Origin of the sequence: Collinsella sp. MSK.8.10 (genome assembly GCF_019041915.1) — a bacterium.
Taxonomy (GTDB): domain Bacteria; phylum Actinomycetota; class Coriobacteriia; order Coriobacteriales; family Coriobacteriaceae; genus Collinsella.
Genome location: NZ_JAHPYF010000002.1, coordinates 67559 through 82305 on the forward strand (window position 1 = coordinate 67559; position 14747 = coordinate 82305).

General features: G+C 58.0%; 10 protein-coding genes. 1 reads left to right on the forward strand and 9 read right to left on the reverse strand.

The window, feature by feature from the left end; genetic code table 11:
• Window positions 1–85: 85 nt before the first annotated feature.
• From KTF55_RS03430 to KTF55_RS03450, 5 genes are all read right to left on the reverse strand, one after another.
• Window positions 86–310 (reverse strand): hypothetical protein, encoded by a 225-nt coding sequence (locus KTF55_RS03430; RefSeq protein WP_217107934.1) that lies wholly within the window; start codon window positions 308–310, stop codon window positions 86–88.
• Between the two features lie 27 nt (window positions 311–337).
• Complete coding sequence (locus KTF55_RS03435) at window positions 338–1702, reverse strand: hypothetical protein (protein ID WP_217107935.1); 1365 nt, start codon at window positions 1700–1702, stop codon at window positions 338–340.
• Between the two features lie 74 nt (window positions 1703–1776).
• Window positions 1777–4128 (reverse strand): protease Lon-related BREX system protein BrxL, encoded by a 2352-nt coding sequence (brxL, locus tag KTF55_RS03440; RefSeq protein ID WP_217107936.1) that lies wholly within the window; start codon window positions 4126–4128, stop codon window positions 1777–1779.
• A gap of 11 nt (window positions 4129–4139) precedes the next feature.
• Window positions 4140–6821 (reverse strand): BREX-1 system phosphatase PglZ type A, encoded by a 2682-nt coding sequence (gene pglZ, locus KTF55_RS03445; RefSeq protein WP_217107937.1) that lies wholly within the window; start codon window positions 6819–6821, stop codon window positions 4140–4142.
• A gap of 60 nt (window positions 6822–6881) precedes the next feature.
• Window positions 6882–7850 carry a hypothetical protein gene (locus KTF55_RS03450; protein WP_217107938.1) on the reverse strand — a complete coding sequence of 323 codons (969 nt, stop codon included), beginning with the start codon at window positions 7848–7850 and terminating at the stop codon, window positions 6882–6884.
• A gap of 470 nt (window positions 7851–8320) precedes the next feature.
• On the opposite strand from KTF55_RS03450, the gene KTF55_RS03455 reads away from it, so the two are divergent.
• Window positions 8321–8998, forward strand: a complete 678-nt coding sequence (locus KTF55_RS03455; RefSeq protein ID WP_217107939.1) for a DUF3800 domain-containing protein — start codon at window positions 8321–8323, stop codon at window positions 8996–8998.
• Between the two features lie 201 nt (window positions 8999–9199).
• Here KTF55_RS03455 and KTF55_RS03460 read toward each other — a convergent pair whose 3' ends face one another.
• From KTF55_RS03460 to pglX, 4 genes are all read right to left on the reverse strand, one after another.
• Window positions 9200–10795 carry a hypothetical protein gene (locus KTF55_RS03460; protein WP_217108527.1) on the reverse strand — a complete coding sequence of 532 codons (1596 nt, stop codon included), beginning with the start codon at window positions 10793–10795 and terminating at the stop codon, window positions 9200–9202.
• Between the two features lie 211 nt (window positions 10796–11006).
• Window positions 11007–11570, reverse strand: coding sequence for a hypothetical protein (locus KTF55_RS03465; RefSeq protein WP_217108528.1), 564 nt, complete (start codon window positions 11568–11570; stop codon window positions 11007–11009).
• Window positions 11567–12217 (reverse strand): hypothetical protein, encoded by a 651-nt coding sequence (locus tag KTF55_RS03470; RefSeq protein WP_217107942.1) that lies wholly within the window; start codon window positions 12215–12217, stop codon window positions 11567–11569. Before KTF55_RS03470 ends, KTF55_RS03465 begins: the two co-directional genes overlap by 4 nt.
• Window positions 12218–12225: 8 nt before the next feature.
• The gene (pglX, locus tag KTF55_RS03475; protein WP_217107943.1) at window positions 12226–14718 is read right to left on the reverse strand and encodes a BREX-1 system adenine-specific DNA-methyltransferase PglX; all 2493 of its coding nucleotides are present in this window, start codon (window positions 14716–14718) and stop codon (window positions 12226–12228) included.
• Window positions 14719–14747: the final 29 nt, after the last annotated feature.

Here is a 14747-nt window from a genome sequence, read left to right on the forward strand (position 1 = left end):
GGGACTGAATAGGCCTTCTAACAGCCTAAACAGCCCCTATTTCACCGCAAGTTATTTAGGGGATGGAGTTGAAGTTCAATCGCGGCTACCAGTCCTCGTCTGCGCCGTAGTCATCGTCCGCGTCATCGTCGACGGCAAAGTCGCGGAGGTCGAGGCCTTCGCGTTCGGCTCGGGCTAGGAGCTCTTGGGGCGACTCGTCCTCGATATCCACTACGTCGAGCATAGCGGCCGAAAAGCCCACGCCCGCCGCACTCCCCGCGCGGTCGCGTAGGCTCTCGCGCAGCTGATCGACATCGACTTCGATTTTCATGGTGAAACCTCCCGCCAAACCAGGCCCTTACTCGTCAGTGCCGAGCGCATCCACGGCAGCGACAAAAGCCTCAACCTGCTTGTCGTCCATCTGCGTGGCCAAACGGCCCACGGGTTCATCGTAGGCGAACTGCACCTTATCGATAAAGCAATCCCAAGCACGCACGTCCACACGCACGGCTGCCTCGCAATACTGGCTGAGCTTTTTGAGTCCATACCAAAACGCATTCACATGGCGCGCAGGGTCCTCATCCAGCACACCATCGTAGCGACGCTCATTGAACTCGCGCATGCGTGCCACGGCAACCTCGAGCGAGTCGCCGCCATCAGTCGAAGCCTCATCCACAAGCTCGGGAATCGCGACCTCACGCCGAACATCATGCCTGGTAGCGCCGTCGTACTCGCCCACCAGCACGTCTTCGTCAAGCCGTGAATCGTAGTCTAAATAGCTCGAGCCCCGGCAAATCCCATGCGGTGAGCCAGAGCCAAACGCACAGAACAACCCGCCGTCGGCAACAACACGACGGTAGGTCTCAAACGACTTCTTAACCTGAGCGAGCAACTCGGAAAGCTCCCCGGCATCGCACGCCGTCTCACACGCAACGCACACAGACTCGGGCAACGATACCGGCTCCACCGTGCTCCCCGTAACGCGGGCGGCACGCTCGGCCCGATACGCCTGAGCCGCCAAGCGCGCTCGCTGCGCAGCGCCGCGCACGTTGGTAAGTTCACGCCCCAACGCCACGTCACTAGCAACATCGCCAGCCAAATCGCCCGTAAACCCGCCAGCGCCCTGCGACCCTGTCGCACTCAGCTCGGACTCAAACGTCGCTGTGATCATACCCGCAAGGTCCGTCGCATCGGCGGCACAACGCAACTGCTCCAGCTGCGTGCACAGCAGATCGGCATCCAGGGGCACGGCATCCACAACGCGCACGTCACTCAGGCGTGCCGCATCCCGCAACACCAAGGCCCCCGCAGCCTCGTACGCCGCACGAACCCTGTCAGCCGTATTCGCACGCAGCTTAACCTCGATAAACGCAAGCGTCTGTTCCAGGCGCGCCAGCAGCTCAGCCTTGTCTTCCATGCGCAAAAAGGCAGCATAGCGCCGCTCCATCTGCAGCGGACCCACAACGCCTGTCTGCTTGCGAGCGCGCGCAAGGGCCGCACCCTCAACACGGCGCACGTACGTATCAACAGCCCGCACGGCAGAGTCGCGCGCAGCGTGCTCGGCAGCCTCGACGCCCCTAAGCACGCCCAGCAGCTCGCGAGAGCGCGCCTTGCGCACCAACTCTCCGCGATCGTACTGCTCAAGCGCCGTCTGACGCCTGGCCACCGACTCAAAGCCAAACAGCTCGTCGAGCAACTCGCCAACGCAACGCTCGTCCGCCATGGCAAGGCCTCCTTACCCGAACACGCCAACACGCTCGCGGGCCCACGCGTACGCAAGCCCGCACGCCCGCACTCCTACAGATCCAGCGCCTTCTTCGCGGCGTCGACGGGATCGCCATCCATGTAGAACACCGGGCTCAAGCCCGAGATAATCTCGGACGAAACACTCTGCAGGCCCGCGATGGCGCTCAGCGGCAAAATCACGCGCTTGGCGCCGGCGTTTTTGGCCACGCGCATAATGTCCTCGAGCCCGCGGATCTCGTCCATAGAGCCCGACATGCGCAAGATTCCTGGAATCGCCAGCGCGGGCATCACCGGGCGGTTGCACGCCGCGGAGCACAGGCCCACAAACTCGGCGAGCGAAACTTCTTCGGACAGGCCCTTGCTCTGCAGGTCGTTGTAGAACAGCAGGTAATCCTTGGAGCCAATGTGCATGCCCGGCGCCACGCGGTTCGCCAGGTTCACAAAGTTGTCGAACGCGGCTTCCAGCGTATCGCGCACCGGCTTGTTAAAGGCAACGCCCTCGTGCTTAAACTTGCACTCGCCGGCAACGGCCTTGTTCTCCAGCTTGTACACGGCAACCTCGCCGCCCTGCGACCTGCCCACGCCAAACACGTGGCCGGACAGCAGCGGCCCGTCGGGAATCAGGGTGTCCTCGCTCTGCTCGGGCACGCGCACCACGTGCACGTCCTGCGGGTTGTCGGCATCCATATAGCCCAGGTTGACGTCGATAAACTCGACGCCCGCCATAATCTTGAGCTGCTCCTTTACGCGGCGACGGCCCTCGATGGCGTAGTCCAGCAGCCAGCGCACGTCGTCCTTATCCATGGCCTCGTCGGGAAACAGCAGCTTGGCCAGGCCGCTAAAGGTCTTGCGCACGGCAATCTCGTCACGCTTGTTAAAGTCGCTGTTAAAGCGGAAGTAACGGTCGATATGGTGCGTAAAGTCCTTGCGGCGCATCTCCTTGCAAAACTCCGACAGGCAGTCGGTGATCAGGCCATAATGCCCGGTCAGCAGGCTCGAGCGCATCTTGGGAATCTCCCAACCCGGCAGGTAATAGTGGATACGGTCGAAGAAAGCCGAATCGTTGTTAAACTCCGGCGGGAACGGATCAAACAGGTGCGTGGTCTTAAGGACATTTTGCACGGTGTCGTTGATGTTGCCCTCAAAGACCATGGAGGCATCGGCGTTAATCTGGTCGCGGCCGCGCGCGTAGCTGCCACTCGCCATGTAGTCCTTCATGATCTGCACGGCGTTGGTGTCCTTAAAGCGCATGCCGGCGACCTCGTCGAACGTCACGCAGTCCCAGTGGCCCACCAAGCCCACGCGATCGGCGCGCATGGAGTTCATGCGGCCGAACAGATTGGCCGTGGTGGTCTGGCCGCCCGAAAGCAAGATGGCGTAGGGCGAGACCTCTTTGTAGATGTGACTCTTACCGGTGCCGCGGGGACCCAGCTCGCACAGGTTGTAGTTGCGCTCGATCAGCGGCACCATGCGCTCGATAAAGTGCAGACGCTCTTTCTCGGAAAGCTCGCTGGGCTCATAGCCAGCCGAACGCAGCAGCATATTGAGCCACTCGTCGCGCGTAAAGTACTGGCGCTCGTCGACCATGGCATCCAGGTCCAGATTGGGCATCTGGATGGGCGTGAGCGACGCCACGCTAAAGGGAGAGTCCTCGGGTCCGCGCTTTTTGCGCTTGGCCTTGGAGCGGCGTGGCGCATCATCGCCAAAGACCTCCATACCAAACTCGTCTTCCTCATCCAGGGGGTGACGATACTCGATGCTCATAATGCACCAAATGCCACCTTGCAGAATTTTGGAATAGTCGCGCACGTACTCAGCCGGCATTACAAACGGCTCGATGGTCAGATTGGCAAACGATGCCACGTAAATGTCTTTATACTCGTCGAGCTTGGCCGTCACCTTGTCGATGATGGTAAAGCGGCCCAGTTCGCGAATCTTGGACTTAATGCGCTCGGACTCGTCGGGGCGCACGTAATTATCGGTGAGGATCCTGCGAATACGGTCCAGGCCCTCTGCCACGGCATCCTCGTCGTCGGTTGAGCAGTACATGCCCAGCAGATACTCCAGCACAAAGGTCGGCACGTTGGCGCCACGCTTCATAAGGGCCGTCAGGTCCTTGCGCACGATCTTGCCGGCAAAGTGCTCGAGCAGCTTGCCGTCCAACCCATCCATGTCGTAGCCGTCGTCCTCGGGAGTCTCGGCCACAGCCTGGTCATAGCCATCGGTCGAGGACTCGTCCTCGGCGGGCGCGGCGGCCTCAACGGACGCGGCGGCCGCCGCCGGCTCCGGGGCAGGCGCAGCAGCCTCAGCCGCCGGCGCCTCCGCAGGCGCCGCAGCCGCCGCAGGCACATCCACATCAATCGAGGGGACTTCCCACAGACCGTCGTCATGGCTATCAAACATAGGGCACACTCCTAAAAACCAAAGTCAGCAACAGGGGCAAACGAAACGGCGATGGTATACGTCTCGCGCCAAACGATCTTGCCCGTCTGCGCATCGCGACAAACCAGCAAATGGGACGAGCCGGACCCAAACGACACGCCCGCCTTAAGCGTAAAGCGAGCCTCGACCACGCGGTCCTGCGGGTTGGGCGAGGTCATGTCCGCATGCACGCGGGCAACGTCGCTCACCTCGTTGCCAGTCTCGTCGGTAAACACCAGCTCGTACTCGCACGGCAACACCTTGCCCGTAGCGGCCTCCTCCTGCAACAACTTAATGCCAAACAGCGAGTTGGTAACGCGACGGCTCTCGCTCAGCACGCGCAGCTGAGCCATTTGCGTGTCGACAAATTCCTTTGAGGAAGCGCTCAGACGACGATACCCGACCACCGGCACCACGAGCTCCTGCAAGCTCACGCCGCCATGCACGTAGCGCTTGGTTCCGCCGGGTCGCTTATAGTGCACGATCCCGCGCGGGGCCAAGCCGACATAGCCGCCGCCCGGCACCACATGGTCCATGTTCATGGCCAAATACGGGCTACCGTCCGCACCGTTGGCGATATCGGCCAAGGCGTCGCCCTGAGCGACCACCGCATGGCGCTTGCCAAACAGCACCGGATCGTCGGGCAGGTCATTCTTGCCCAGGAACAGGCATTCCGGCAGCTCGTTGGCCGTGAACAAAAAGCCATGGTCGGACGTAATCGTCACGCGGGCGCCCGGCGCATCGGTGCACACGCGCTTGGCGATCGAGACCAGCTCGTCCACGCTCTCGGCGCACGCATCGAACACGTCGCTTTCGGTGGCGAGTTTCTCCCCCGTCGCGTCGATCTTGTTGTGATACAGGTACACGATCTCACTGGACTTGAGCAGCTCCTTGCGTTCGGCGGCAGACATGTCCAGATACGCCGCGGCACTCAGGGCACGACCCACAGGCGCGGCCTTCTGCAGCACCGCTTGACGCTCGACCGTAGAGCCCGTGGGCATGCCATCGAGCTGCACGGCGCCCGTTTCCATGTTAAGCGTCATGCCCTGATGCGGCAACAACGCCGGCATGCCCATCTCGGTAATAGAGGGGAACATCGCCTGCATGCTACCCATGCGCACCTCGCCGCCGCGCTCGCGCTCCAAAGCGGCAGCCACATCCTGCGCCACCTCGTAGCGCAGCGCATCGCTAATCAGGACCACCTTGGCCTTGGCACTGCCAGCATACGTGGGCAGCGTCTCCCAATAGAACAGGTCTTGGCGAGCGACGCCCTCAACATAGCCGGCATCGCGCCACTGCGCCTGAGCGGCATTGGCCCAGCATGCGTTGCTCTCGGTCAGATACCAGTTAACGTAGTTGTTCTCGGCCCACTCGACCGCGCGGCGCTCGGGTTCCTCCAGCAGGTCGACACCACGCAGCTTGCAGCGTTCGTCTGCCTGACGCAGTGCGCGATATGCCGCATCCATGCGCCACCAATCTGTGGTATAGGCCTCCCACACCTCGGCCGCCTGGGCAATGTGGAATCCGCCCGCATGGTCGCGCTTAAAGGCTGCCATATCGGCCAGTGCCAAAAGCACCTGGTAGTAGCAGGCGACATCGTCGTACCAGCACAGATCGCGACGGGCCGCGGCAACACGACGGGCCTCGTCAACGCGGTCGGCCCCCTGTGCCAGTGAGGCGAGCAGGTCGCTCAAAATGGCCTCGTCAACGCACGGGAACACATCGAGGCGCAGCAGATCGTCGGTAGACAGAGCGCCAAACACATGGCGCAGGCCGCACGCGTCCTGGACCAGCTCGCAAATCTCGCGCAGGTCATCAGACGCCGCAGCATCGCCCGCCCATTCGCGGACAACCGCGATGCAATACGGCGCGTAGGCAGGCGCAATATGGTTGGAGAGCTTTTGCAGCGCAGAGGCCGGCACCAACGAGGCCGCAGCCGTCAGCAGCACATGGGCGGCAAAATCCTGGAGCGAATCGCGCTCGAACAGCGCGCCCTCAAAGCCGGTGCGCTGACGCACAAAGGCAGCAAGACTGTCGGCGGCCTCAAACTTTTGCGCCAGCTCCGACAGCGCCTCCGGACCATCGTGCAGCAACATGGTCAGGCACGCGCGCACAATAAACGGCATGGTGGCAGCGCTGGGATCGGAGCCACCAAACATGGCAGCCAGCAGGCCCAGCTCAACATCGGCCGCACACGCAGGCGCGGGCATGCACTTGGAAAACTTGGCGACGCGACCCTTGGCGTCAAAGAACGACTTGTGCGCCTGCAGAGCCTTGCGAATATCCCTCGCGTTGGAGGCGCCCAGCTGATCGGCCAGCAGTGACAGATAGTCCGCCGAGAACTGATCGGCGTACAGCTCAACATCGGCCAGCCAATCGCCCTCAAGGCTACCGCGCCCATGTTGGCGATACACCAGCATGTCGCTCGTGGTGTCCTCGCGGGCGATAAGGCGCTTGACCTCAAACATATGCCCGTCGCAAGCCTCCACAAAGCGCACCGGACGCGGCAGGCGCTGCTCTACCGCTTCGCCAAAGCCGCCCTCGGCAAGCTCGGCAAACGTAGCGGCAAACTCGCCCTCCGCGTCGTGCCACACCACCACGCGGCGCTCACGGCAATCGGGCAACGGCTGTTCAAAGCGCGCCGCCAGCTCTTCAATTACATCGAACTTTGCCATCTAACAATCCCACTGTCATACCGGTCAAAACAATTCGCGTAACGCGTAATCACGTGTGCATTATTTTATCTTTGCCAGCACATCCTGGAACTTGGCATAGTTGACCTTAACACCGTCGTCCAGGTCGATCTTGATCATCTGGTCGGCCAGGTGATGCAGCTTTTCCTCGTAGGCAACGGTCTCGGTCAGCTGGTCCTTGAGCTTTTTGATGCGCTTGGTCAGCGCGACCTTCTCGCCGCGCTCGGCCGTGGCCAGCGCATCCTCGGCATCGGCGATCTGCGAGCGATAGCGCTCCTGCTGCTCGTGCACGTAGTCGGTACGAATGCGCGCCAGCAGATCGGGAGTATAGCGGTGCATGTAGACCAGAGCCATAAAGCCGTTCTTTTTGCCCGAGTCGAACAACCAGTAGATGGGGCGTTTCTTGTAGGTCTGGCAGTGGTCCTTAAAGAAGTCCTTCAAAAAGTAGGTGCGGATGACCTCGCGCGAGGTACCCTTGCCGCCGAGCGCCTCGGCAATAAAGGCCAGGTTCTGCTCGAGCGTCTCCTCGCCATACACAGTGCGCACAAAGTCGATAAAGTAGCGCACGATGTCGTCGTCAAAGTACTCGTCGTCGGTGATGGGCAGCACGTTGTCGCCATCGGGCATAAAGGTCACGTGATCGGGATCGGGCATCTTGGCCAGATAGTCAGAGACCGTGGCGCCCTGGTCGGCCAAGACCAGACCGTCCACGTCCAGCGAATAGCGACCAAACATGCAGCCCACGGCATAGCTTATGAGCGAGGTGATCTCGTCGCGCTTGGTGCGCACGTACTTGTTGCCCTTATAGCTCTCGGGGATCTCGTCGGCGGTGTCGAAGATGCGCGCAACCGATACATACTTGTCCTCGACCTCGATGGGCACCTCGCCCTCCATGTTGTAGATCTTGGCAAAGATTCGGTTGAGCTCCTCCTCGTTAGCGCGAAGCTTCTCAAAGCGAGCATTGACCTCGGCCTTGCGAGCCTCGTATTTATCGGCGAGCAACGTTGCCATATCTCTATCCCATCCAATCAGGACCGATTAAAAGCCCAATAAAACTAGCTAAGTCAACATAGACAAGTCTACCCGACAGCAAAGCTAATAGCGCCCCGTGCAGAGCATTCGCAGGCACCATTTTGAGAGTACTTCCACTACAGGCCGACCCCGCTTTGCAGCCAATATGTATTAACTTACTCCACCAGCTCCACCATTTGTTGAGCAACAAGTGCGAGCGGTAGCCATAACGCCACGACCGCAGCAACCGGTTCAAAGCAACACGAACGAGCGCGCCCCCACCATCTCATGCCAAAAGTCTGTCGTTATCCTAAAATCGCAGGCAGATTGACGAACATGTGTTTGGTCATTATAATTTCTACTTGAATAGACTCCTCGTCTCGTGGTATAAAAAGGTTACGTTCCTTTATGGAGGGCAGTCAAGGGCCGGGGGATCCCCCCGGCATTTTTGTTTTTAGGGAGACTGCATCATGAGGGAGCTTTCCGTCTTCGTCGACGAATCCGGCAACTACGGAGGGCAAAGTGCTAAGTACTATCTCGTCACGCTTGTATTTCATGACCAGTCAGCATCAATTGCTGAAATTATCGAGCGTTATAAACACACGCTTAGAACGCGTGGACTTCCCGATATTCCCCTACACATGAACCCCCTGATGCACGGCAACGAATCCTACGGAGCCATGGACACTCGCTTGCGCAATCGGCTTCTGGCGAGCTTTGCAACATTTGCAAACAAATGCCCCGTTACATACATGACGCTCAGTTACCAAAGAAACAAATTTAAAAGCGATGCGGCAATGTTCGCAAGGATGCGTCGCGATTTGATCCTCTTTTTGTTCGACAGGCTTCAGTCTTTTCAAGACTATAGCGTCATCAAGATTTATTACGACGACGGACAAGACGAAGTAACAGCTGTCCTCCATGCGGCATTCGAATACGTCCTTGGGAAACAGGCTGTGGTTTACAAAGAATGTGATCCGAAGCACTTCAGGCTTCAGCAAATTGCTGACTATATTTGCGAAATCGAGCTGGCGGAGATTAAATACGGTAATTCCGAGCAATCAAATACCGAGCAAATCTTTTTTGGAAACTACCGTGATTTCAGAAAGAATCACCTTAGAAAGATTCGGGCGAAACGTCTCGCGTAGACCCGGCGCGCAGCTTCTGGTATAAAGATATCGGTACCCTCGAATAGAGGGACCTCCAAGAGCCGGGGGCTTCCCTCCGGCAAGAGCCGGGGGATGTCCCCCGGCATTTTTTATGCCTGGATCCAATGCAAGCTCGACATAAAAACGGGGGGCATCCCTAGAGATGCCCCCTGCAAAATACAGCCGACTCCTAAACAAGAATCAATCGTCCAATAAATCCATGAACCTTTTGTCGGTAAACACATAGGCAGGGAGGTTGTAAAGCGGGGCGACCCGTTTTACTGAATGGGTCTTGTCGTAGTATTTCTGAACAATAATCGAAGCCGTTGAAACCGAGTCTATTCCGTCGACCGCATCAACCATATCTCGCAGACCAAATTCTTCGCCAACTTCGACTGTTTGTGCAAACTGTTTTGCAAAACGCCGTTTTTTCTGCTGGTATTCAGCCCGCTCTTTGCGATCACGCGCCTGTTTTATGCGCCAATCGGCATCCCAGCAAAACCTATCCATTTTTGGATTATCTGGCACGCTGGCGCAGAACGCTTCAAGCTCAGCCTTGCCTTCTTTCCATGTAGCCTCTTTCTGCTCAAAGTTCGCCTCGGCCTCCTTAAGCGCCAGTTGAGCATCGCCCTCTTGCTGCTGCAACTTATCGACCTCAACTTTGGCAAGCTCACTCGATCCTTCAAAGAGATCGATCCCAATAGACTTGAGGCTGGAATCGACCTTTTCTATGCGCCCGGCAAGATTCGAAAGCTTTTTCTTTACTTGGCGCTTATTGCTAATGTCAAACAGTCCAAACGACTGAAGCTCTTTCTCGCAGCTCGAAACCTCATTATCAAGGTTGTTCCTCTGCTCTGTCAGCTGCTCTCGCTTGCGCTCCAGGTCCCGGAAGTGATCGTATGTCGAGGTTGCCTCGGCCAGAGCCTTAGTAATCGAGTCAAGCTTTCGTTGAAGTTGCGCCTTTTCCGCTTCGGCTTGATCTAATTCGTCCTGGTCAGCGAGGCATCGATCAGCAAGCGCGTAGACCCTATCCCTCGTCTCGTCCTCTGCCCAAGACTTTGGTTGAAACGGTTGAGGCTTCTCGTCCGCGCCCCTGCTCTTTTTGCCGGGAGCATCGCCATCGTTCTCTAGCGCGACGGATGCCGATACCAATTCCGATCCATTACAAGCATCCAGCCGAATCTTCGGGGCAGAGTAGACCATCGTCGTTCCCGGCTTTTCCTGCACACCCACAACGTCCGTCACGTCGTCTACGACCAGCATAGATAGATCGACGTTCTTCGCCGCAACAAACGTCACCTTAAACGAAACGTCTTGCTGGCTACGCAGCCCTTGGCGCATATCCCAAAGCATGCGTGTGACCAAGTTGAAGAACTGGGGGATACCGCGAGCGATTCGCGTGTCATACATTACGCAATACGCATCGGGGGCCGGATTGTCGATTACGAGCGCCTTGTTACAGCCGCAGAAATCAGCCAAGACAAGGCCCGTCAAATCCCCTTCTCGAAGCATAGGGTAAAGCGCCTCGTGGATTGCGCTCCTGGGAACAATAAGGTCCTCATCGGCCTCAACCAGGTTATTCAGAAAGCCATCTACAAAGCAGTTGAGATAATCATTCAGATCATCAAAGCCGCCCCGCGTGGCAAACTCGGTGAGCTCGGGAACCTTTTCGTTATCGACATGCAGACCGGTCGCAGCGTGATGACGACCATCCCAGGTGATCATTCCATCGTCAAAGCAAACGCAATAATCGGACAGAAGGTGGAAAAAAGAAGTCACCAAATCCATCTCAATCAACCTTTCGCTTTAGCTCCAGAAGCTACTTGGCTTCCTTCGGGGCGCTTTCGATGAGTGCTTCGATTCCCTCTATCCCCTCGCCTTGACCGAACACTGCTATCAACTTAGCCCATCAACCTCGCCATTTGTTGAGCAACAAGTGCGAGCGGTAGGTATTGGCTATGACCGTTGGGGATTGAATGCAGCAGGCAGAATAAAGTAACCCGATTGCCTAAAGGGCTGAAACTGTCCATTTTCCGGTACTTCCATCCTGGAACAGAGAGAAACCGTCGACAAATTCCCCGGTTTTTGTAGTCAGCAAATACTCCAATGAGTCGCCATGCGACAATCCGACAGACCTAGCATAATCTTTATACATAAAGCGCTTAGGATGAGCAGCTTTCGGGACCAAAAGAGATTCTTTCGCCCCGGGAGCAATTGTCCAATTAACAGGAACGTTGCAAACAGAAAGAACAATAAACGGATAGGCACCCTTGTTTTCAATTTGCAGAACACTTGCACCATTGGCCGACTCAACAGAAGCCTCAAATCGCGGAAAACACTCCGCCCTAGTTTCCCAGTCCAGCTTTCTCCTTGCTTCTCCAAGTACCTTTCCGCCAATAAAAAGGCCCGCAATAGTTCCCCAAAACTGCAGTACAGAATCTGCGGAAATCCTTGGCTCGACCAGGGGAATCGTATATACAACCTGTAAGACAATCGGAGTGAATAGCATAAACGCTAATACGACAAGTATGTTAGTGAATGTTCCCCTCGCCATCTTTTTCCTATTACTCATGCACCCTGCCCGCCAAACCGCGCCTTTCCGACGCACGCTGCTATCAACTTCTCTTTAAAACGGTCAATTTGCAACAGCTGGACCAAATAGTCAGAAGCAATAGAATCCGCTTGTTTCTCAAGCGGGAGTCTCCTATAAGAAATGGCGTTCTCTTCAGCAAGAACCGTGTATCCACGCTCGCCAATACCATTGTCGGCCTTACTTTGAAATAATTGAGCGGCCCGAGCTTTCGCGTCTTCTCTCGCTCTTGCTTGCCTATTGCGATCCGATTCGCTCATCGTGGACAAATCAGTCGCATGGCCAAACTCATGAAGGCACGAGAATAGTAGGAACAGCATATCATCCGAAATAGAGCGTCTTTGGCGATTGTCACGTATAGACCTTCGAGCGACTTTCAGAATCTGCTCATAATGGCACTTTTTCTGAATCCTATTACCTGGGCCATCTTTCGAAAGCCCATTCTTTTCAGCATCGAGTATCCATGCCAAATTGGCATCGGTGCAATGCACGGTTACTGGATCATCGGTCACAACGAAGTGGTCCCCATCATCTACTTCAGAATCGATTGGAAAAGTCAGCTCGAGCAATTCAGCTAAGCCCCTAGCCAGCTGCAAGCCCGTACATTCATGCAAGAACTGATTACACACAATGACTCCTACAGTAAGGGGTGACGTTTGAAGTCCCAGGAGGTTTCAAGCGAATCCCAATCGGCCTTAGAGGCATCAAGCGAACGCTGAGATAGATCCGAAATGCGTTGTTTATCTACCGCTGCAGGCGCAAGATATGGAACCCTGGCGACATCACCAACTTGGCAGTGCATCGTAGAATTGAATAGCTGCAAGACAAATGAAAATAGGGACGAGTTTGAATACGCAAGAAGCTCTAGCTGATTATCCGAACTAGGGAAATAACAATGCCCCGAAATATCATAAAAGGTATCTTGCGGAGCGAACCTGAAGCTATTTGCACCCGAGGTTAAATCCGTCCACGTGTTCTTTCTTTTCTCGAGAAATGATTCACTCAAGACTCGAGCATGAGGCTGTTGCAGAATCCAGGTGGGATCATTTTTATACAAAAGAAGCCATTCAAGATTTCCGTACCACTTACGATAGTCGCCGCCTTTAAGATACTTAATCCACTTCTTATCACTCCTAGAAGGACGAAAGTCCGATTCGTGCCACAAGCGTAAGTACTTCTCATTTTTAGACGTCTGCATTCCAACTTTGGGATGAGCCACTGAATCGAAGCTGCAGCCATTTTTAAACGCCGCCAACAATCCACTCCCAAGCCAGTAGGCGATGGGGGTGCCGGGGATCTGCTTGAAGGTCTCGGCGTCGCGGCGGTAGAACCATCCGCAGCCGGGGTTGCCGATCGCCTCGAGGACCTTCTGGCGCTTGGCCTCGCTGCCGTTGATGTCGACGAGGCGCACGTAGGCGCCTTCGCATACCGCGCGGCCGTTGTAGACGACGTCGGCCGTGACGTTGACGACCTCGCCGCCGATGGCGTCGAACGCGCGGGGGCCCAGGTGCAGCATGGACAGGATCGACTTGGACCCGATGAGCGCGGAGCGCATCTTCTCGAAGCTGCCCAGGAACATCCAGCTCTGCATGGTGATCATTGCCGCGTAGCCGCGGTCCTTCGCCAGGTTGAACCCGCGCTCGATGAAGCACGCGCACAGGTCGCTCTTGACGTCGGGATAGTTCTTCTTGACCCACTTGGACATGAAGGGGCCGAAACTGGAGCTGCCCATGTAGGGCGGGTTGGCCACCACGCAGTCGTGGCGGCGGGAAAGTACCTCGCAGGTATCGAGGGCGCGCTGGAGCCTCTCCTTGAAGCTGCTGCCGAACAGGCCATCGGCGCCGGTGAGCGCCATCGCCTCGCGGATCGCGGCGAGGTCGCCCTCGCCCGGAGCGAGCAGGGAGCCCACCTCGTCCAGGTGCGCCAGGGCGTCGACGAGGTCTTTCCTCTTGGCAAGGGCGCTCCCCTGCGGGACGTCGCCCTCCCCCAGCGCCACCGGGGCGAGCACGGCGATGTCGGCCTGCACGCCGCGGCCGAAGAAGCGGCGGTCGAGCTCACGGGCGCACATGGCCAGCGCCAGGCGCGCGATCTGGGCGGCGCGGGGGTCAATCTCCATGCCGTGCAGGTTCTTTGACAAGACGAGCTCGGGAATCTCGCGCTCGCGATAGCCGCGCTCCAGGTACATCTTTGACAGCAGCTCGAAGGCGTAGACCAGGATGTGGCCCGAGCCGCAGGCCGGGTCGCACAGGGAGATGTCCTCGGGGCCGTTGATCTTGATAAAGTCCTCATGCTCCGCATCGGGCTCGATGTAGTACTCCATCTCGGCGCGAAGCGGGCTTGCGGGGTTGTTGAGCATCCACAGGCGCCCCAGCGAGTTCTGCACCATGTAGCGCACGATCCAGTCGGGCGTGAACAGCTGGGTGGCCGGGCCTATGGTATCGGGAGTCTCCTTTGCCTTGGAGGCAAAAAAAGCGTCCTTGACCTCAGAGTTGTAGTACTGGTACATCCAGCCCAGGACCTGGACGTTCTTTTCCCAGTCCTCCTCGGGGATGTCGCCCACCATGCGGCCGATGACGCCGTCGGGGTCCATGAGGTTGGCCGGCAGGAGGAGCGCCATGCAGGCGTCCACGGGCTGGAACACGCCGGGCAGGCACCCGGAGAGCTCGGCGCACTGGGCAAGGAACAGATAGCGGAACAGCGGCCCGTCCTCGCCGGCCTGCTTGAGTTCGGCGATGCGCACCGGGTCTGCGCCCTCGATCACCACGTCGAGCGCCTCGTCCACGGCCTGGCTGCCCAGCTCCCAGGAGCCGTCCGCCGCGGGGCGGGTGAACATGCGCACGCGGCTGGGCAGGAAGTCGTGGACCTCCATGTAGCGCACGGCGGCGATGCGGTTGAACCAGGTGTAGGCGGCGCGGTCGCGCAGGTGCTCCAGGCCCTCCTCGGCGCCGGCGCGCAGTAGGGCGTCGCGCCACTCGGTCTCCTCCGGGGACAGGGCGCGCCCGCCCACCGCCGCGGAGCCGACGGGCTCGGCGCCCTCGGCAACGTCATAGAGCCTCATGCGGGCCTCGACGCCGGCGATGAGTTCGTTGCGGGCCCAGATGCAGTAGTTCTTGATGGCGGTATCGTTCATGGCGGTCTCCCCTTCCCCGGTGGTTCTTG

What these genes read in the sequence shown, in the direction of transcription:
- KTF55_RS03465 (WP_217108528.1), bottom strand. Translation starts at nt 11,570, where the DNA reads ATGAGTAATAGGAAAAAGATGGCGAGGGGAACATTCACTAACATACTT.
- KTF55_RS03455 (WP_217107939.1), top strand. Translation starts at nt 8,321, where the DNA reads ATGAGGGAGCTTTCCGTCTTCGTCGACGAATCCGGCAACTACGGAGGG.
- pglZ (WP_217107937.1), bottom strand. Translation starts at nt 6,821, where the DNA reads ATGGCAAAGTTCGATGTAATTGAAGAGCTGGCGGCGCGCTTTGAACAG.
- pglX (WP_217107943.1), bottom strand. Translation starts at nt 14,718, where the DNA reads ATGAACGATACCGCCATCAAGAACTACTGCATCTGGGCCCGCAACGAA.
- KTF55_RS03450 (WP_217107938.1), bottom strand. Translation starts at nt 7,850, where the DNA reads ATGGCAACGTTGCTCGCCGATAAATACGAGGCTCGCAAGGCCGAGGTC.
- KTF55_RS03430 (WP_217107934.1), bottom strand. Translation starts at nt 310, where the DNA reads ATGAAAATCGAAGTCGATGTCGATCAGCTGCGCGAGAGCCTACGCGAC.
- KTF55_RS03435 (WP_217107935.1), bottom strand. Translation starts at nt 1,702, where the DNA reads ATGGCGGACGAGCGTTGCGTTGGCGAGTTGCTCGACGAGCTGTTTGGC.
- brxL (WP_217107936.1), bottom strand. Translation starts at nt 4,128, where the DNA reads ATGTTTGATAGCCATGACGACGGTCTGTGGGAAGTCCCCTCGATTGAT.